18 protein-coding genes are annotated in these 18,660 nt (G+C 69.0%); 10 read left to right on the top strand and 8 right to left on the bottom strand.

Annotated elements, in window-relative coordinates; all coding sequences use genetic code 11:
* The 3 genes from DMC18_RS00980 to DMC18_RS00970 all read left to right on the top strand — a co-directional run.
* Nucleotides 1-1,586: YdbH domain-containing protein (locus DMC18_RS00980; protein ID WP_199232523.1), on the top strand; the 1,586-nt coding region annotated here is incomplete at its 5' end.
* 142 nt (nucleotides 1,587-1,728) lie between these two features.
* Complete coding sequence (locus DMC18_RS00975; protein WP_058349385.1) at nucleotides 1,729-1,908, top strand: YnbE family lipoprotein; 180 nt, start codon at nucleotides 1,729-1,731, stop codon at nucleotides 1,906-1,908.
* Nucleotides 1,909-1,922: 14 nt separating this feature from the next.
* Nucleotides 1,923-2,276, top strand: a complete 354-nt coding sequence (locus DMC18_RS00970; protein WP_110120767.1) for a YdbL family protein — start codon at nucleotides 1,923-1,925, stop codon at nucleotides 2,274-2,276.
* Between the two features lie 244 nt (nucleotides 2,277-2,520).
* Here DMC18_RS00970 and DMC18_RS00965 read toward each other — a convergent pair whose 3' ends face one another.
* Nucleotides 2,521-3,303: an SDR family NAD(P)-dependent oxidoreductase gene (locus tag DMC18_RS00965; RefSeq protein WP_110120766.1), complete on the bottom strand. Its 783-nt coding sequence runs from the start codon at nucleotides 3,301-3,303 to the stop codon at nucleotides 2,521-2,523.
* Nucleotides 3,304-3,358: 55 nt separating this feature from the next.
* Here DMC18_RS00965 and DMC18_RS00960 point away from each other — a divergent pair, with 55 nt between their 5' ends.
* Entirely contained in the window at nucleotides 3,359-3,781 is a 423-nt protein-coding gene (locus DMC18_RS00960) for a YkvA family protein (RefSeq protein ID WP_110120765.1), read from the top strand.
* Entirely contained in the window at nucleotides 3,774-4,406 is a 633-nt protein-coding gene (locus tag DMC18_RS00955) for a lysoplasmalogenase (protein ID WP_110120764.1), read from the top strand. The genes DMC18_RS00960 and DMC18_RS00955 overlap by 8 nt, the downstream gene beginning before the upstream one ends.
* Nucleotides 4,407-4,527: 121 nt before the next feature.
* On the opposite strand, the gene DMC18_RS00950 is transcribed toward DMC18_RS00955, so the two are convergent.
* Nucleotides 4,528-5,889: a glutamate--cysteine ligase gene (locus tag DMC18_RS00950; protein WP_110120763.1), complete on the bottom strand. Its 1,362-nt coding sequence runs from the start codon at nucleotides 5,887-5,889 to the stop codon at nucleotides 4,528-4,530.
* A 362-nt stretch (nucleotides 5,890-6,251) separates the two neighbouring features.
* On the opposite strand from DMC18_RS00950, the gene DMC18_RS00945 reads away from it, so the two are divergent.
* Complete coding sequence (locus tag DMC18_RS00945; RefSeq protein ID WP_146217936.1) at nucleotides 6,252-7,022, top strand: tetratricopeptide repeat protein; 771 nt, start codon at nucleotides 6,252-6,254, stop codon at nucleotides 7,020-7,022.
* Between the two features lie 8 nt (nucleotides 7,023-7,030).
* On the opposite strand, the gene DMC18_RS00940 is transcribed toward DMC18_RS00945, so the two are convergent.
* A complete protein-coding gene (locus DMC18_RS00940) occupies nucleotides 7,031-7,747 on the bottom strand; it encodes a 16S rRNA (uracil(1498)-N(3))-methyltransferase (RefSeq protein WP_110120761.1) in 717 nt (238 codons plus the stop codon).
* Between the two features lie 46 nt (nucleotides 7,748-7,793).
* On the opposite strand from DMC18_RS00940, the gene ppk2 reads away from it, so the two are divergent.
* Nucleotides 7,794-8,570, top strand: a complete 777-nt coding sequence (ppk2, locus tag DMC18_RS00935) for a polyphosphate kinase 2 (RefSeq protein WP_110120760.1) — start codon at nucleotides 7,794-7,796, stop codon at nucleotides 8,568-8,570.
* Here ppk2 and DMC18_RS00930 read toward each other — a convergent pair.
* The gene (locus DMC18_RS00930) at nucleotides 8,567-9,853 is read right to left on the bottom strand and encodes a Rieske 2Fe-2S domain-containing protein (RefSeq protein ID WP_110120759.1); all 1,287 of its coding nucleotides are present in this window, start codon (nucleotides 9,851-9,853) and stop codon (nucleotides 8,567-8,569) included. The genes ppk2 and DMC18_RS00930 overlap by 4 nt on opposite strands.
* Nucleotides 9,854-9,859: 6 nt before the next feature.
* Nucleotides 9,860-10,927 (bottom strand): polysaccharide pyruvyl transferase family protein, encoded by a 1,068-nt coding sequence (locus DMC18_RS00925; RefSeq protein WP_110120758.1) that lies wholly within the window; start codon nucleotides 10,925-10,927, stop codon nucleotides 9,860-9,862.
* Between DMC18_RS00925 and DMC18_RS00920 the strand changes: the two genes are divergently transcribed.
* Nucleotides 10,887-12,983 carry a class I SAM-dependent methyltransferase gene (locus DMC18_RS00920; RefSeq protein WP_110120757.1) on the top strand — a complete coding sequence of 699 codons (2,097 nt, stop codon included), beginning with the start codon at nucleotides 10,887-10,889 and terminating at the stop codon, nucleotides 12,981-12,983. The genes DMC18_RS00925 and DMC18_RS00920 overlap by 41 nt on opposite strands.
* Nucleotides 12,984-13,040: 57 nt before the next feature.
* Here DMC18_RS00920 and DMC18_RS00915 read toward each other — a convergent pair whose 3' ends face one another.
* The gene (locus DMC18_RS00915) at nucleotides 13,041-14,492 is read right to left on the bottom strand and encodes a S10 family peptidase (RefSeq protein WP_370444034.1); all 1,452 of its coding nucleotides are present in this window, start codon (nucleotides 14,490-14,492) and stop codon (nucleotides 13,041-13,043) included.
* A 411-nt stretch (nucleotides 14,493-14,903) separates the two neighbouring features.
* Between DMC18_RS00915 and lpdA the strand changes: the two genes are divergently transcribed.
* The gene (lpdA, locus tag DMC18_RS00910; protein WP_110120755.1) at nucleotides 14,904-16,307 is read left to right on the top strand and encodes a dihydrolipoyl dehydrogenase; all 1,404 of its coding nucleotides are present in this window, start codon (nucleotides 14,904-14,906) and stop codon (nucleotides 16,305-16,307) included.
* A 94-nt stretch (nucleotides 16,308-16,401) separates the two neighbouring features.
* Here the strand turns inward: lpdA and DMC18_RS00905 are convergent, their stop codons facing one another.
* Nucleotides 16,402-17,214 (bottom strand): hypothetical protein, encoded by an 813-nt coding sequence (locus DMC18_RS00905; protein ID WP_110120754.1) that lies wholly within the window; start codon nucleotides 17,212-17,214, stop codon nucleotides 16,402-16,404.
* A gap of 290 nt (nucleotides 17,215-17,504) precedes the next feature.
* Here DMC18_RS00905 and DMC18_RS00900 point away from each other — a divergent pair, with 290 nt between their 5' ends.
* Nucleotides 17,505-17,798, top strand: coding sequence for a GIY-YIG nuclease family protein (locus tag DMC18_RS00900; protein ID WP_110120753.1), 294 nt, complete (start codon nucleotides 17,505-17,507; stop codon nucleotides 17,796-17,798).
* A gap of 186 nt (nucleotides 17,799-17,984) precedes the next feature.
* Here the strand turns inward: DMC18_RS00900 and DMC18_RS00895 are convergent.
* Nucleotides 17,985-18,660 (bottom strand): methyl-accepting chemotaxis protein (locus DMC18_RS00895; RefSeq protein ID WP_233248026.1); only part of this gene is annotated, 676 nt, incomplete at its 5' end.

Below are 18,660 nucleotides of genomic sequence, written 5' to 3'. Positions count from 1 at the left end.
CGAGCGGCTTCGCCTCGCCCGTGACCCTGGCCGGCACGCTCGACGTGCCGCCAGCCGAGGGCATCAAGCTCGACGCCAAGGGCCAGGCCCGCTTCGCCGGCGGGGTGCTGGACGTGCGCCTGGCGGGCTGCACGCCGGTGACCGTGGCGGCCATCGAGGCGGGCGAGGCCGGCGAGCGGCCGATCCAGGACATCGCCCTGGACGTCTGCCCGGTCGCAGCCCCCCTGGTGCGGGTGGCCGGCGGCCGCTGGGAGGCCCAGGCGCGGTTCGCCAACGGACGCGGAACGATCTCCGCCGCCGAAGCCAAGGCCGAGGACGTGGCCGGGACCTTCGTCGGCGGCGGTCAGGGCTTCGACCGCGCCGAGGTGCGGCTGACCCAAGGCCGGCTGGTCGACGCGGCCTCGGCCAAGCGGTTCGAGCCGGTCAAGGCGACGGGACGGCTGGCCCTGGCCTCGGGCGTGTGGAGCGGCGGCGTCGATTTCGGCACGGCCAGCGGCTTCGCCCTGGGCCGCATCGACATTCGTCATGGCGTCGAGAGCGGTCGCGGCTCGGCGATCATCGACGCCTCGAACATCGTCTTCAGCAAGCAGCAGGGTCTGCAGCCGGTGGCCGTCAGCCCGATGGCCGCCTTCGCCAGCGAGGCCGAGGGCAAGGCCAGCTTCAAGGGCCGTTTCGACTGGACCGACAAGGGCGTGACCAGCAGCGGCGAGGTCTCGACCCAGGGCCTCGACTTCCGCGCCAGCCCGCTGGGCTTCGTGGCCACCCTGAACGGCGACGTGAAATTCGACAGCCTGGCGCCGCTGACCAGCGCGCCGGACCAGAAGCTGGCGATCACCCGCATCGACTCGATCGTGCCGCTGGAGGCGGTGGGCGCGGTCTTCACCCTGGGCGCCACCTCGCTGAAGGTGTCGGAGGCGTCGCTGACGGCGGCCAAGGGCAAGATCTCGATCGAGCCGATCGACGTGCCGCTGGACGGCAAGGCGATCAGCGGCGTCATCGTCATCGACGGCCTGGACTTGGGCGAACTGACCGCCGGCTCGACCCTGGCCGACAAGGTCAAGCTGGACGCGGTGGTCTCGGGCCGCCTGCCGTTCCAGTTCAGCGACAAGGGCTTCAAGCTGCTGGACGGCAAGCTGAACGCCATCAAGCCCGGCCGCATCTCGATCGCCCGCGAGGCCCTGACCGGCGTCGAGGCCAACCAGACCGCCAGCCAGGCCGAGAACGACAGCCCGGGCAATCCGAACAACGCCGCCGTGGCGCAGCAGCCGGTCAACGCCATCCAGGACTTCGCCTACCAGGCCATGGAGAACCTGGCGTTCGACACGATGGAGGCCGGGGTCAATTCGACGCCGAACGGCCGCCTGTCGCTGCTGTTCCACATCAAGGGCGAACACGATCCGAAGGTCGCCGAGAAGGCCAAGGTCGGGATCCTGGAGCTGATCCGCGGCAAGGCCTTCCAGCGGCGGATCCCCCTGCCGGCCAAGACGCCGGTGGACCTGACGCTCGACACCTCGCTCAATTTCGACGAGCTTCTGGCCGCCTGGGGCCGTCGTTTCGCCGAAGAGACCGAAGACCGAGCGCGTTAGGCGAAAGTGTATGCGGTTTCGCCGGCTAACGCGCTCGACTGCAAAGAAACCGTCTTTCATTCCAAGGAATGAAAGACTTGGGCCGTTCAGCGCCGGTTCAGCCGTGACCGCGCAACGTGAACCCCGAACTGGAGACTAAGCCATGCACAAGCGCGTCCTGATCGCGACCCTGCTGGCGGCGGGAGGCCTTGCGGCCTGCACCCCGACCGTCCGCGTGAAGGTCGATCCGATCAACATCTACGCCAAGCTGGACGCCGACGTGCGGGTGCGGCTGGACAAGGAAGTCCAGACGCTGATCCAGCAGAACCCGAACCTGTTCTAAGAGGAGGAACCGCCATGATCCGCAAGACGATGACGGTCCTGGCCATCGCGGCCGCCATGGGCGCGGTCGCCGCGCCCGTTCTGGCCCAGTCGGCCGCCGCCAAGGCCGCCGTGGACGCCGGCAAGGCCGCCGGCACGATCGGCGAGCAGGCCGACGGCTTCCTGGGCATCGTGTCGGGCGGCGACGCCGACCTGCGCGCCGCCGTGGCCGAGATCAACACCGGCCGCGCGGCCGTCTACAAGGACACCGCCGCCAAGACCGGCGTCACCGCCGACGCCGCCGGCCAGGCCACCGCCAAGCAGCTCTACGCTCGCCTGGCGCCGGGGCAATACTGGAAGCCGCTCGGCGGCGGCTGGGTGAAGAAGTAGTCGATTGAAAGATGCTCCCCCTGGAGGGGAGCTGTCGCGAAGCGACTGAGGGGGGAGGGTCTGCTGAGATTCAGCGGCGACTTCCCCCTCCGGCCCTCCGGGCCACCTCCCCCTTCAGGGGGAGGATCTGAGACGAAAAACGCCGCGACAGCTGATCGGCTGTCGCGGCGTTTGACGTTGAGAGACCCCTCACCCGACCCCACTTTGTGGGGCCACCCTCTCCCGCAAGGGGAGAGGGATGGTGCTAGCGCGGGGCCATGCGGATGCCGCCGTCGAGGCGGACGTCTTCGCCGTTGAAGTAGCCGCAGGTGATCATGGTCAGGGCCAGCTGGGCGTATTCGGCAGGATTCCCCAGGCGCTTGGGGAAGGGCACCGAGGCGGCCAGGGCGGCTTTGACGTTGTCGGGGGCGGCGTTCATCAGCGGGGTGTTGAAGATGCCCGGCAGGATGGTGTTGACGCGGATGCCGTCGTTCATCAGGTCGCGGGCGATCGGCAGGGTCATGCCGATGACGCCGCCCTTGCTGGCCGAATAGGCGGCCTGGCCGATCTGGCCGTCCTCGCCGGCGACGCTGGCGGTGTTGACGATGGCGCCGCGTTCGCCGTCTTCCAGGGGCTCCAGGTCGAGCATGCCCTTGGCCGACTTGGCGATGCAGCGGAAGGTGCCGACCAGATTGATCTGGATCACCCGGTCGAAGATATCGAGCGGGAAGTGCTTGGTCTCGCCGGTGGCCTTGTCGCGGCTGGCGGTCTTGGCGGCGTTGCCGACGCCGGCGCAGTTGACCAGGATCCGCTCCTGGCCGTGGGCGGCGCGGGCCTTTTCGAAACCGGCGTCGACGTCGGCGTCGCTGGTGACGTTGACCTTGCAGTAGACGCCGCCGATCTCCTTGGCGACTTCCTCGCCGCGGGCCTCGTTCATGTCGAAGATGGCGACCTTCACCCCCTGGGCGGCCAGGGCGCGGGCGGTGGCTTCGCCGAGACCCGAGGCGCCCCCGGTGACGACGGCGGCGACGGTGTTGTCGAGTTTCATGGACGTTTCCCCTGGGGTTGCGTTTAATCGTTGTGTTGAGGAGCGGTTTAACCCCATGAGCGCCGACGCCAAACCATCCCCCGACGTCAACGGCGGCGTCACGCCCGACGACGTGCTGGATCCGAGGAAGGCGCTCGTGCCGGCCACGGTGCGGGTCAACGAGCAGCGGGTGGCGCGCGGCTTCTGGCCGAAGATGCGCCGCGTGGCCGCCAAGGTGCCGTTCGCCGCCGACGCCCTGTCGGTGTGGTGGTGCGCTCGCGACCCGGAAACGCCGGCCGCGGCCAAGGGCATGATGTTCGCGGCCCTGGCCTATTTCGTGCTGCCGACCGACGCCATTCCCGACCTGCTGCCGGCCATCGGCTTCACCGACGATGCGGCCGTGATCGCCGCCGTGCTGGCCATCGTCGGCAAGAACCTCAAGCCCCGCCACAAGGACGCCGCCCAGGCCTTCCTTTCCAAGCTGTCGTCGGATGACTGACACGCTGCTGTGGGCGATCTGCGGGGTCTGCGCTCTCGCTTATGGTTTCGTGCTGGTCGAACGCCCTCCGTCGTTCGTGCGCACCGTGGTCAAGGCCGCCGCGACCGGCGCCCTGGCGGTGCTGGCCTATCTGGAAGGCGGCACGGTGCTGCTGGCCGTGGCCCTGACCCTGTGCGCCCTGGGCGACGTGTTCCTGGCCGGCGATCCCAAGCGCTGGCTGCCCTACGGCCTGGCGGCCTTCCTGGCTGGGCACGTCGTCTATGTGATCGTGTTCTGGCGCGAGCGCACGACGCCCAGCCAGGCCTTCTTCGTCATCGCGCCGGTCGCCGCCCTGGTGGGCGCGGTGATGCTGCGGCGGCTGTGGGGCTCGCTGGGACCGCTGCGGCCGGCGGTGCTGGCCTATGTGGCGGCGATCCTGGCCATGGTGGTCAGCGCCGCGGCCCTGCCGACCATGCGCTGGCCGGCGACGGCGGGGGCGGTGGCCTTCATGGCCTCGGACGCGATCCTGGCCTTCGACCTCTTCAAGGGGGCCAAGCTCTTCGGCTCGGCGAGGCTCACGGCCTGGGCCGTGTGGTTCCTCTACATCGGCGGCCAGGCGGCGATCGCCTGGGGGATGTTGCGATAAGACCCTCCCCCTGAAGGGGGAGGTGGCCCGAAGGGCCGGAGGGGGAAGCGGCTGCTGAGCCGCCGCGATCACTTCCCCCTCAGTCGCTCCGCGACAGCTCCCCCTTCAGGGGGAGCGTTTCTTAGTAAGCCCCGTCGGTGAACAGTCGGCCGATGTCGCCCTGCCACTCGCCGTGGAACTTCTCCAGCAGGCGTTCGGCCGGGGTGATCCCGCTGTCGGCGATCTCTTCCAGTTCGCCCAGATAGATCGTCTCGTCGAGGAAGCCGCCGTTCAGCTGGGCGCGGGCCTTCAGGCCCTGCTTGGCGATGGCGACGAAATCCTTGGCGACGTCCTGGACGGTGCGGCCGGCGACCTTGGCCTTCAGGCCCAGGGTCGGCACGTCGCGGCGCAGGCCTTCGCGGTCCTCGACGGTCCAGTCCTTGGCCAGGTCCCAGGCGGCCGCGAGGGCTGCGTCGTCGTAGAACACCCCGGTCCACAGGGCGGGCAGGGCGCACAGGCGGCTCCACGGACCCGCGTCGGCGCCGCGCATTTCCAGGTAGGTCTTCAGGCGCACTTCGGGGAAGGCGGTGGTGGCGTGGTCGGCCCAGTCCTTGATCGTGGCCCGCTCGCCGCCGACCTCGTCGATCTTGCCGTCGATGAAGTCGCGGAAGGATCGGCCAGCCAGGTCGATATAGCGGTCGCCGCGCTTGGCGAAGTACATCGGCACGTCGAGCAGGTACTTGGCGTAGCGCTCGAAGCCGAAGCCGTCCTGGAACACGAAGTCCAGCAGGCCCGTGCGGTTGGGATCGGTGTCGGTCCAGACGTTGGCGCGGGCCGACAGGAAGCCGTTCGGCTTGCCTTCCGTGAACGGAGAATTGGCGAACAGGGCCGTGGCGATCGGCTGCAGGGCCAGGCTCATGCGGAACTTGGCGACCATGTCGGCTTCGCTCTCGAAGTCGAGATTGGCCTGCACGGTGCAGGTGCGCAGCATCATGTCGAGGCCCAGGCCCCCGACCTTGGGCATGTAGTTGCGCATGATGACGTACCGGCCCTTGGGCATGACCGGCACCTCTTCGCGCTTCCACTGCGGCGAGAAGCCGACCCCCAGGAAGCCCAGGCCCAGCTCGTCGGCGACGGTCTTGACCTCGTCGAGGTGGCCGCCGGTCTCCTCGCAGATGTCGTGCATGGTCAGCAGCGGCGCGCCCGACAGCTCGAACTGACCGCCCGGCTCCAGGCTGACATTGGCGCCGTTGCGCTCGAGGCCGATGATCACATCGCCTTCCATCACCGGCGTCCAGCCGAAGCGCTGCAGGCCGACCAGCAGGGCGTGCACGCCTTTTTCGCCCTCGTAGGGCACGGGCGTGTGGCTGCCGAGATGGAAGCCGAACTTCTCGTGCTCGGCGCCGACGCGGAAGGCGGACTTGGGCTTGTTGCCCTTGGCGAAATAGGCGGTCAGGTCTTCGAGGGTCAGCGGGCGCTGATCCAGGCTGGCGGTGTCGGCCATCGCCGTCTCCCCTAAAATCGAACGCCACAGGAGGGGAGGGGCCCGTTCCCCCCGACCGCCACGAAACGCGTGGAGCGCAGTTGGGAGCCGTCTTAGCCGACCTCAAGAGGGTCCGCTACAATTAGCGTTACCGTTCGGTCTAGTCCTCCCTCGCGCAGCGGGGGAGGTGGCGCGCCGCGGATACGCGGCGTGACGGAGGGGGCGAGGGACGGAGCGCCGAGCCCAGTCTCGCCCCCTCCACCACTGCGTGGTCCCCCTCCCCCGCAAGCGGGGGAGGACTAAAAAATCATCATTCTCTTCGGCGGCGGCGCGGCTAGGATCGCGGCGAAACACGCCGGATGAACGCGGCGGACGGGGAAGACATGAAGTTCGCATCACTGCTTTTCGCCGGGCTGCTGCTCGCCGCCGCGACGCCGGCGCTGGCCCAGACGCCGTCCCCGGGCGCGGACCACATCGCCGCCGCCCAGGCGGCGGCCCAGGCCGGCGACAAGCCCGAGGCCTTCCGGCAGATGGAGCTGGCGGCCAAGGCCGGCAACGTGCTGATCGCCTATTTCCTCGGCCGCGCCTACGAGCAGGGCGGCGACGTCGCCAAGGACGACGCCAAGGCGCTGGCCTATTACCAGCAGGCGGCGGACGGCGGTCATCTGGACGCCGAGTACCGGATCGGCCTGCGCTATCTGAACGGCCAGGGCCTGCCGCGTGATCGCGACCGGGGCGTCGATTATCTGTTCCGGGCCGACAATCACGGCTCGCTGCCGGCCAACCAGGAACTCACCAGGATCGCCGAGGCCGAGGGCAGGAAGCTGGCCTGCGCCAAGGCGGCGATCGCGCGGCTGGGCTACGGCCCCGCCCGCACCTCCACGGCGATGCTCGGCAAGGCCAACCAGTTCGTCCGCGCCAGCGGCAGCGGCGGCGACTTCGTCGATCTCTACGGGCCCGATCCGGACGCGTCCTATGGCCCCGCGCTCTATTCAGCCGTCCGGCTGAGGATCCAGGGCTACGGCCGGACGGTCGAGAAGCGGGTCGCCGGCGGCCAGTCCAGCGTGACGTTCCAGGAGTACGAGGACCTTGGCGCGCCGTCGGCCCAGGGCGCCAAGGACGCGGCGGCGATCAAGGCCGAGTGCGGGCTGTAGGGGGTCTTCTAGCGCCAGTCCCCCGCCGCGGCCTGCCACAGCGTCATGGCGCTGATCGCGGCCGTGTCGGCCCGCAGGATGCGCGGACCCAGCGACACCGGAACGACGAACGGCAGCGAGCGCAGGCGTTCGCGCTCCTCGGGGGCGAAGCCGCCTTCGGGGCCGATCAGGATCGCGGCGGGAGCGCCCGTGCCGGCCAGCGCCTCGATGGCGGGTTTCGCATCGCCGCCCTCGTCGCAGAACACCAGGCGCCGGGTCTCGTCCCAGCCGTCGAGGATCTTGTCGAGCTTCTCGGGATCCAGGATCGCCGGCACGTCGAGGCGGCCGGTCTGCTCGGCGGCCTCCATGGCGATGGCGTCCAGGCGGCCGAGCTTCATGTAGTCGACATTGGTGCGGCGGGTGATGGTCAGCCGCACGCGGCGGGCGCCCAGTTCGGCGGCCTTCTCGACGATGGTCTCGACCCGGCCGCGCTTGACCATGGCGACGACCAGATCGAGGTCGGGCGTGACGACCTGCTCCCGCGTCTGTTCCTCGGCCTTCAGCAGGCAGCCGCGCTTGCCGGCCTCGACCAGGCTGGCGCGCCACTCGCCGTCGGTCCCGTTGAACACCAGGATCTCGTCGCCGACCGACAGGCGCATCACCGAGACGAGATAGCGCGACTGCTCCTGGGTCGGAGCGATTCCGGCGTCCTTGGACAGCGGCTGGGGCACGAAGAGGCGGATCATGCGCTCCTTCTAGCGCAGGTTCTCATTCAGGGGGTAGGCTCCACATATGACCAAGTCCCGCGACTACGACGAAGAGCTGCGCGACCTGCAGATCGCGCTGATCGCCCTCCAGAAGCACGCCATCGACAAGGGCTGGAAGCTGCTGGCGATCTTCGAGGGGCGCGACGCCGCCGGCAAGGACGGCACGATCGCCCGCATCACCGAACACCTGCACCGCCGGCAGACGACGGTCGTGGCCCTGCCCGCGCCGACAGAGCGCCAGCGCAGCGAGTGGTACTTCCAGCGCTATGTGGAATGGCTGCCGGCCTGCGGCGAGGCGGTGATCTTCAACCGCTCCTGGTACAACCGCGCCGGGGTGGAGAAGGTGATGAGCTTCTCCACGCCCGAGCAGCAGGCCCAGTTCCTGCGGGACGTGCCGGCCTTCGAGACCATGCTGGTCGAGAGCGGCATGCGCTTTTCGAAGTTCTGGCTGGATATCGACAAGGAGACGCAAGCCGAACGGCTGAAGGCCCGCCGCGACGATCCGCTGAAGGCCTTCAAGACCAGCTCGCTGGACGCCGTCGCCCAGGAGAAGTGGGACGACTACACCGCCGCCCGCGACGACATGCTGGTGCGCACCCACACCGAGACGGCCCCCTGGGTCTGCGTGAAGGCCGACCACAAGAAGGCCGCCCGGCTGAACGTCATCCGCTGGCTGCTGCACACCGCCGCGCCCGCCGGGGCGGCGGGCAAGAAGATCCTCAAGGGCGTGCCCGAGCCCGATCCGGAGGTGATCTTCCGTTTCGAGCCCGCGGCCCTGAGCGACGGGCGACTGGCGCGCTAGGGATCAGGCGCGCGGTCCAGGGTGATCACCACCTCGCCGGCCGCCTGGCGGGCGTGGTGGGTTCCCAGCGTCAGGTCGGCGCAGGGCGAGCGGCCGGTGCGCAGGTCGAAGGCGATGGCGCAGCCGGGGCAGTGCAGCCGGTCGCCGGCCTGGCCGCCGTCGACGAGATCGAGGCCGTAGTGCGGACAGGTCCCGTCGGTGGCGCGAAGGCCCTGGGCCGTCCCCAGCAGCAGCAGCCGTCGATCGCCCAGGTCGATGTCCACCCGCTCGCCGTCGGCCAGGGGGCGGTCCAGGGCGATCCGCACCGTGTCGCCGTCGACCGCCAGCGGCGTGAGCGGCGTGGGTCGCGATGGCGCGGGCGTCGGCGGCGTGGCGTCCGGCGACAGGTGCTCCTCGCGCTTGAGATGGAGCACCGCATCGGTCTCGCCGCGTTCGATCGAGCCGGCCGTCCGCCAGAACTCGCGCGCGTAGAACGAGGCCGGGTCGAAGGTCGGCTTGGCGGCGTTGAGGCGCAGCGAGATCGCCACCCGGGTCTTGTCGGTGACGTTGAGGTGGGTGCCGTGCAGGATCTCGGGGTCGAAGATCAGCATCTCCCCCGCCGCCAGCGGCAGGAAGGTGGGGGGCGGCAGGCGATGGCCGGCGCTGAGATAGAGGCTGCGGCGGTCGCAGGCCAAGGGGGCGCCGGCCAGCTCGGGGTACAGCACCATGCCGGCTTCGGCGGGCACCTCGGAGATGGCCCACCAGACATTGAAGCCGTCGCGCGAATGGCCGGCCCAGCTGTCGAGGTGGGGGCCGTGGGCCCAGGCGGGAGGCGGGTGGTCCCGGTGGTAGCTCTTGGGGTCGTAGACCGGATCCTTCACGCGCCGGGAGGCCGCGACGGCCCGCATCGACGGGCTGACGCGGCCGATGCCCGGGTTCTCGCCGGACGCCGCGGCGTGGCGCGCGACCGCGTAGGGGAAGTTCACCCGCAGGATCAGGTAGTCGTCGACGTGGAAGTCCTGCGTCCAGTCCAGCACCTCGCGGCCGATCTGCACCGCCAGCAGCAGCAGGTCCTGGCGCAGGGCTTCGAGCACCCGGTCGCGGACCAAGCCGACGTCGGCGGCGTCGATCACCAGGTGCAGCCGGCCCAGGTCGCCGTCCAGGCGCGATGCGGCCTCGGGACCCTTGAGGTCGGAGATCGCGGCGAGGATCTCCTCGATCACCCGGTGGTGCAGGACGTCCAGGCCCGGCAGGGTGTCGGACCCACGGACCTGGTGCGACGGCGGAGCGGTTGAAGTCGCCATGGCGGGCTATCTCCGTTTGGCGTCGAAACGGCGACGCTCGACCGCGCCGGCGAAGCGGCGCAGTCCGTCCAGGGTGATGTCGCGCATCCGCGCCAGGCCGTCGGCGGCCTGGGCGCGCAGGCGCTGGTACTCGGCCGGAGCCGCGGCCCGCGCCAGCACGGCGCCGACGAGGTCGGTCTCGGTCATCAGGTCGATGTCCCAGGCGCCCATGCCGGCGGTGTCGACCATGGCCTTGCCGCGTTCGTCGTACGACAGGTGGATCGAGTGCACGCCGAAGGCCAGGCACGGCAGGAAGGCGTGCAGCCGATAGGTGACGTTCAGCAGGCAGGTCCGCAGGGCGGACACGTACCGTTCGACGTCGTCGAAATAGAGATGCGGCACGTCGGGAAAGCCGGCGGCGAATTCCAGGTCCAGGTAGTCGTGGCACACCAGGTGCACCCGGTCGCCATGGATGGCGCGCAGGGCGTCGACCAGGCGGCGCATGTCATGGGGCGTGCGCCATTGCAGGGCGGGCGGCACGCTCATGCGCGCGGGATGGCGCACCGACAGCAGGACGCGGCCGTCGCAGGCGACGTCCCCGGCGTTGGGCGCCATGAAGGTGGTCGGGCAGCCGGCCACCTCGACGTCGCCGATCCCCATGGCCTGGAGGATGGCGTGCGAGCCGGCGTCGCGGACCAGGGCGACCTCTGCCTTGGCCGCCAGTTCACGGGCGGTCGGCTCGGACATCGAATCGGTGCGGTGGGTCCAGCCGCCGGTCGCGTCGTAGATCCGGCCGTGCGAGACCCCGATCAGCATCATCGGCGCGTGCAGGGAGCGCAGGGCGTGGCGATCGACGCTCAGCTGCCCGTTCTCGAACAGGTTGCCGCCGCCGATGACGACGCCGTCGGCGAAGCGGTTCATGTCATAGACCTGCGCCGCCGTGAGGCCGCCGCGTCCTCCGGCCGCGAGCGCGGAAATATTGACGATCGAGACGTCGTCGCCGAACACGGAATACAGAAGATCCGTGGTGGCCTTGTTGATAAGGTCATTGCCGATGTTGGGCGTGGTCGGCCTTACGCAGAAAAGAGTGGTCATAAAAAAGATACTGGTCCTTCGCGACGGCCGGAAACTTGATAGAGCATTGAAGACGACCGGCCGCCCGGAAAAAATGAATCACGGATCCGCTGCGTGCGGCGAACGAGGATCGATGACGGAAAAGTTGAGTGCGTCCAGTGAATTGTCAGATCGCGAGCGGCCGGCGGGGTTCAACGGCGCCCCGCGGCTGACCATCAGCATCCTCACGAAGAACTCGGCGAATCGCCTGGAGCGGCTGTTGGCCCAACTGTCCTGGCTGGCCGACCAGATCGTGGTCGGGGTCGATGCGGACTCGACCGACGACACCGCGCAGGTCGCCGCGCGCTGGGCGGACGACGTCTTCACCTTCCGCCACGACGGCCAGATGGCCGCGGCCCGGATGATGATCTTCGACTATGCGGTCGGCGACTGGATCCTGGTGGTGGACGACGACGAGAGCCTGGAGGCGGCCTTCGCGACGCTGCTGCCCGAGCTGATGGCGCGGCCGGGCGCCACCCACTTCTGGTTTCCCCGCAAGTGGATCGTCAACGAGGCGCCCTGCGAGTTCGCCTTCTCGCTGCCCTGGCATCCTGACTGGCAGATGCGCCTGTTCCGCAACGACCGCAGCCTGGTGTGGAAGCCGGCCCGGCCCCACAGCGGCTATCACGTGCTCGGCGCGGGCTTTTTCGACCCGCGCGCCGCCATCCTGCATTTCGAACCGGTCTGGTGCTCGCCGGAGGAGCGCCAGAGCAAGCTGGCGCGCTACCGCGCCGCCGGGGCGGTGGCCGCGGCCGACGCCCAGTATCCCGACACCATCGGTGGTCCCCGCCGCCCGGCGGAGGGCTTCGTCGAGACCGGCCATGACCCGCGGCGCTCGGGCGGCGCCGTGATCCATCCCGAGGTGCGCGACGCCGCGGCGTCGCGGCGCAAGGGGTGGGGCATGCAGGTGCTCGAGGTCGACATCCCCGACGAGGTCGCGGCGGGGCGCCAGGTTGTCGCCCGCGTCAAGGTGCGCAACAGCGGCGACCTGAGCTGGGCCCCCGAGTGGAGCCTGCGCGGCGCCGAGCTGAGCTTCAGCCCCCACGTGCGTGACGCCGCGGGCGAGGTGGTGGTGTGGGATCTCGAGCGCACCCCCGTCCTGGACATCACGCCGCCCGGTGGCGAAACGACCTTCCTGTGCGCCTTCCACGTTCCCGGCGAGGCCGGCGAATACCTGATCGAATGGGACATGGTCAGCGAACGCGAGTGCTGGTTCGGAATGCTGGGGAACGGGGTCCCGACCCTGACCCCTCTGCGCGTGATCGGGTCGGCCGCGCCGGGCGGCCCGCCGCCGGAAGCCCCGAACGCCGCTCCCGACGCCGATCGGGCCTTCCTGGCGGCCGTCGGCGCGCGGATTCCCGGCGGGCTGAACGACTATGCCGCGCTGCGCACCATCGACCTGATGCGCTGGCAGTCCGACCGCGACGTCGAAGGCTCGGTCCTGGTGATCGGCGTCCATGCCGGGCGATATTTTTCCGTGCTGGTGCGCGAGGTCGTCGAGCGCGGCGGGATGGCCCTGGGCCTGGAGCCCTTCGACCGGGGCGACGAGGCGAGCGTCCGCGAGAATCTCGCCGCGGTCGGTCTGGAGACCGGCTTTGATCTCCTGCGCGGCCGCTCGGTCGAACACCGCGTGGCGAGCCTGGCGTCGCGGCTGGACGGCCCGGTGCGGTTCATCAGCATCGACGGCTCGCATCTGGTCGAGGACGTCACCCATGACCTGCTGGTCGCGGACGGGCTTCTGGCCGACTACGGCGTCGTCGCCTGCGACGATTTCCTCAACCCCGGCCGGCTGGGCGTCGGGCAGGCGATCAACGCCTATCTGGCGCTGGGCGCCGGCCTGGTTCCGTTCGCCTATATCCAGAACAAGCTGTTCCTGTGCCGCAAGGCGGCTCACCGCGACTTCTTCGAGGCGATGTTGCGATTGTGCGCGGCCGACCCCCAGGGCGACGCGGGCGCGCGGTTCGCCGAGGCCGCTCTCCAGGATCCGCAGCGCAACCAGGCGGTGCTGCACGGCTGGGACGTGGTCACGGCCCCCTGAAAAGGGGCGGGCGCCCCTCTACGGGGCGGCCGCCATGTCGCGTTCAGCGAGGACGCCTCAGTTGGCGCCGTAGAGCTTCTTGACGTCGGCGCGGAAGGCGGCCCCGCTGTCGGGGCGGCTGTAGAACATGTGGCCGCCGGGGTAGTTGGACAGGGTCACCCGGCCGTTGGCGGCGGCCGGCATGGCGTCGACCACCAGGCGCGAGGCGAAGAACGGGCACGACAGGTCGTTGTAGCCGTGGACGATCAGCACCTTCAGCTTCGGGTCCACCGAGACCGACTTGCGCAGGTCGGTGACGGACTCCGTGTCGGGGCCGCGACCGCGGTCCCAGGCCTGGTTGACGTCGCCCGACAGGGCCTCATAGCGGCTCTCGACCTTCCAGCCGACGGTGCGGGTGGTGAAGTCGACGATGGCGCTGGTGGTGGGCGCGATGATCGAGTCGAGGATCGGGTCGTTGGTCTCCTGCTCGGGGGCGAACGGGAAGGGATCCAGCGAGGTGACGTTGCTGTCGTAGCGGCTGCCCAGGCGCCCGGTCTGGCGGAACACCTCGCGCAGGAACGACTGGGTCTCCAGCCGCCCGCCGGCGCGGCGCACATAGGTGGGATCAAGGCCGGTCATGGCCGAGACCTTGGTGGTCAGGCGATCCAGGGCGGCGGGGTCGGAGCCCTTCATCAGGTCGACCATGTATTCGCCGCGGGTGTAGTCCTCGACGTCCTTGATGGCGGCCGGGGTCAGCTTGCCGTCACGCTCCAGCTTGGCGGCGGCGATCGACGGAAGGGTCCACATGGCCGGCAGGGGCGAGATCTCCTGGGCGGTGCGGCCGGCGCTCGACAGCAGCGGCGACACGAGGACCAGGCCGTTGATCCCGACGCCGTAGTCGGTCTGCAGGGTGTAGGTCAGGCGCGGGCCGCGGAAGCCGCCGTAGCTTTCGCCGACGATGTACTTGGGCGAGGGCAGGCGCTCGTTCTTGACCAGCCAGTCGAAGACCACGCGCGACAGGTAGTCGATGTCCTGCTTGACGCCGTAGAAGCGCTTCTTGGTCTCTTCGGGCGTGGTCAGGCTGCGCGAGAAGCCGGTGCCGACGGCGTCGATGAAGACCAGATCGGTGAAGTCCAGCCAGCTGGCCGGATTGTCCTGCAGGCGGGTGGGGGCCGACGGGCTGTCGCCCTCGGCGCCGAACTGCACGCGCTTGGGACCGAGGGCGAAGTTCAGATAGACCGAGGCCGCGCCGGGGCCGCCGTTGAAGGCGAAGGTCACCGGGCGGTTGGGATCGCGCGGGCCGTCCAGGGTGTAGGCGGTGAACACCACCTCGGCGATCTTCTTGCCCTTCTCGTCACGCACCGGCAGCGAGCCGACGGTGGCGGTGTAGGCGATGGTCTTGCCGGCCAGGACCGTGGTCTGCTTGACCGACTTGTCGGCCGGGAAGGCGGGCAGTTCGACGGCGGGGGTCTTGTCGGCCGGCTTGGCCTCGTCGGCCAGGGCCGATCCCGGCAAGGTTCCAGCAGCCATCATTCCGATCGCGAGGGCCGCCCCCGCGGTCCACGACTTCCAAGTGCTGAGCAATGTCGCCTCTGTGTTCCGGAGCCTGGAGCGGGCCGGGTTTCGCCAGGCGCGCTCGGGTGAGGCCGAAATGGCTAGAGCAAGGCCAAGCTGTCGGCAAGGACGCCGCCTAAAAGTGGGCTCGCGGCAAGATCGTGCCCGGCGAAGGCTTTGCTCGGGTTCGCCTCAAGCGCGAGCAGGGCTTGGGCGGGCGAGCCGGATTTCCCTTATTGGATCACGACTAAGCACGAAAAACGGGTTCCGTTTTGTCCCCCGCCGCACTAGGAGTAGCCCCGCCTCGGCAAGGCCTGCCAACGCGTCTTGCCGACCCTATATTTTGTCCGGCGCCGGTCCGGCGCGTTGCTCCAAGGCGAAGATCCCATGGCCCAATACGACGTCGTCATCATCGGGGGCGGTCCCGGCGGCTACAACGCGGCGACCCGCGCTGGCCAGCTGGGCCTGAAGACCGCGATCGTCGAAGGTCGCGGCAAGCTGGGCGGCACCTGCCTGAACGTCGGCTGCATGCCCTCCAAGGCCCTGCTGCACGCCTCGGAATACTACGAAGCCGCCGCCGGCGGCGAGTTCGCCAAGCTCGGCATCGAAGTGAAGCCGAAGCTGAACCTCGACCAGATGATGGCCCAGAAGGCCGAGAGCGTCGAAGCCCTGACCAAGGGCGTCGAGTTCATCATGAAGAAGAACAAGGTCGAGTACGTGAAGGGCTGGGGCCGCATCGACGGGCCCGGTAAGGTCGTCGTGAAGGCCGAGGACGGTTCGGAAAAGGTCCTCGAGACCAAGAACATCGTCATCGCCACGGGCTCCGAGCCCACCCCGCTGCCGGGCGTGACCATCGACAACGCCGGCCGCATCGTCGACTCGACGGGCGCCCTGTCGCTGCCGGCCGTGCCCAAGAGCCTGATCGTGGTCGGCGCCGGCGTCATCGGCCTGGAGCTGGGTTCGGTGTGGCGTCGCCTCGGCGCCGAAGTCACCGTCGTCGAGTACCTGGACCGCATCGTCCCGGGCACCGACACCGAAGTGGCGACCGCCTTCCAGAAGATCCTCACCAAGCAGGGCTTCAAGTTCAAGCTGGGCGCCAAGGTCACCGGCGCCGCCGACAAGGGCAAGCAGGCCGAACTGACCCTCGAGCCGGTCGCCGGCGGCCCCGCCGAGACCCTGCAGGCCGACTACGTGCTGGTGGCCATCGGCCGTCGCCCGTTCACCCAAGGCCTGGGCCTGGAAACCGTGGGCATCACCCCGGACAAGCGCGGCGTGATCGCCAACGACCACTACAAGACCGGCGTCGACGGGATCTGGGTGATCGGCGACGTCACCTCGGGTCCGATGCTGGCCCACAAGGCCGAGGACGAGGCCGTGGCCTGCATCGAGCTGATCGCGGGCAAGGCCGGCCACGTGAACTACGACATCATCCCGGGCGTCATCTACACCAAGCCGGAAGTCGCCACCGTCGGTAAGACGGAAGACGAGCTGAAGGCCGCGGGCGTCGCCTACAAGGTTGGCAAGTTCCCGTTCCTGGCCAACAGCCGCGCCAAGATCAACCACGAGACCGACGGCTTCGTGAAGGTGCTGGCCGACGCCAAGACCGACCGCATCCTGGGCGCCCACGCCGTGGGTCCCAACGTCGGCGACATGATCGCCGAGATCTGCGTGGCCATGGAGTTCGGCGGTTCGTCGGAAGACGTCGCCCGCACCTGCCACCCGCACCCGACCCGCTCGGAAGCCCTGCGCCAGGCGGCCATGGGCGTCGAAGGCTGGACCATGCAAGCCTAAGACTGGGCAGGCCTAAAGAAAAGGGCGGGTCCGGCAGGCCCGCCCCGTTCGAAGATCGGAAAGCCCCGCCGGAGACGGCGGGGCTTTTTCTTTTTCAGCCGACGGCCTCGGCGGTGACCGAAAGCGGCAGCGGCGGGGCCTCGAGCGTGCGGGTGTGTTGCATGGCGATGCGGGCGTTGCCCTTGGCCAGCGGCGGAAGATGGCCGCCGCTGAAGCTCTCGATGAATTGGCTGACGCCGTTCCAGTTCAGGCCCGTGGGCAGGTGCTTGTTGCTGAAGTAGACGGCGACCTCGACGTTGATCAGGAACGGAGCCGCCGAATGGGGGCGGCGCACCAGCACCTGGCCCAGCAGGGGTGTCGCGCCCTCCGCCTCCAGCGACTTCGCCGCGATGATGTATTGCCAGGAGCCGGCGACGCTGCCGCTCACGCCCGAAAGGTTGAGGACCTCCAGGCTCGCGATCGAGCTGGTGGTCGTGTTGGAAATCGTCTGGCTGCTGCCGATCGAGACGCTGGGCCCCGACGGCGAGAAGCCGATGCTTCCGTTGAAGCTGTAGCTGAGCGCGTCGCTGTAGGTCGTCGTCGTCACCGTCGTGTCGGGCGAACTGAGGATGAGTTCCACGGGCGGCGGCGGTTCGTTGGGCGTGTTGAAGTCGATCGTGAGACCGTAGCCGACGGGCGGGCGGTTGCCCTTGTTGACGGTCAGCGAGCTCTGGCCGACCAGCTCGATCAAAAAGTAGTCGTAGATGTCGGTCTGACCCGTCGGCTGGACCGACACCGCCTTGCCGGTGACGGAGATCGTGGACTGCCAGACCCCGATCGCGGTGTTGCCGTTCCAGGTGTCGTTCAGGACGTAGGGGACGGTGGCGATATCGGCGAAAAGGTTGTCGGTTGTCGTTCCGGTAGACATTTGTGGTTCCCCCAATGGATGGCGCGGTGCGTCCGGCGTGTGACGGCCGGTCAATCAATCTTAAATTGCGCGACCGTTTTGGCCGCGCAACAGGATCGGCGGGGGGAGGCTCAGATTGAGACGCCTGGTCGAATCCGGGTGGATGGTGGTGAACCGGAAGAAGTAGTTCTCCGACCAAAAAAGCTCGTCATCCCGGCCGAAGCGCAGCGAAGAGCCGGGACCCAGGGGCCGCCGGCATTGCGTTGGCGACCCTCTAGTGTTTCTATTTTGTTCTCGAATTCGAGGGCGAGATGGAGCGCGTTTCCTACGTCTACATCCTCGCGAGCGATCGCAATGGCACGCTCTATGTGGGCGTCACCAACGACCTGTCGCGTCGGGTCTGGGAGCATCGCGAGAAGCTTGCGCCGGGCTTTACCCGCAAATACGGCGTCACGCGGCTCGTCTGGTACGAGGTGCACGACGAGATCGGCGCGGCCATCCAGCGCGAGAAGCTGATCAAGCGCTGGCGGCGGGCCTGGAAGCTGGAGCTGATCGAGCGAATGAACCCGCTGTGGCTGGATCTGTATGAGACCCTGAACTGCTGAGCGGCGGTGCGCTTGGCCCCTGGGTCCCGGCTCTACGCTGCGCTTCGGCCGGGATGACGGGCTTTCTTGTTTTTGAGGGCTTCAAGACGGGCAAACAAAAACCCCGCCGGTTCGCACCGGCGGGGTTGGTAGTCATGAGGAGGATACGCCCCCGATACGCGGGGCGGTACGCGCACTAAGTCGGGATCAGAATTCTTCCCAGTCGTCGCTGCTGGCGGCCGGGGCCGACGAGGCGAAGGCCGCGAGCTTGGCCTGGGCCGAGCGGACCGGGTTGACGCCCGGGCGGCTGTCGGCGCCGGCCAGCGACACGGGGGCCTTGGGGGCGGGACGGGCGGCCGGACGCGAGATCGGCGGCGGGGCGCTGCGGCGGGTCGAACCGCCGCTGGCCGAGACGCGGGTGGCCTCGGCGCCGGCGACGCGGAAGCGCGAGATCATCTGCATCAGGCCGTTGGCTTCGCCCTTGAGCGAGTGGCTGGCCGCGGTCGACTGCTCGACCATGGCGGCGTTCTGCTGGACGGTCTGGTCCATCTGGTTGACGGCGGCGTTGACCTGGTTGAGGCCGGTGGCCTGCTCCTGGCCCGAGGCCGCGATCTCGCCGACCAGGGCGTCGATCTCGCCGACCTTGGAGACGATGGCCTGCAGGGCCTCGCCGGTCTGGCCGACCATCGACACGCCCTGATTGACCTGCTGCGACGAGGTCGAGATCAGGGTCTTGATCTCCTTGGCGGCTTCGGCCGAGCGCTGGGCCAGGGCCCGCACTTCCTGGGCCACGACCGCGAAGCCCTTGCCGGCGTCACCGGCGCGGGCGGCTTCGACGCCGGCGTTCAGGGCCAGAAGGTTGGTCTGGAAGGCGATCTCGTCG

It is taken from the genome of Caulobacter sp. D5, from assembly GCF_003185805.1.
In the GTDB taxonomy this organism is placed as follows: Bacteria; Pseudomonadota; Alphaproteobacteria; order Caulobacterales; family Caulobacteraceae; genus Caulobacter.
This window is presented reverse-complemented; position numbering and strand designations above follow the sequence as displayed.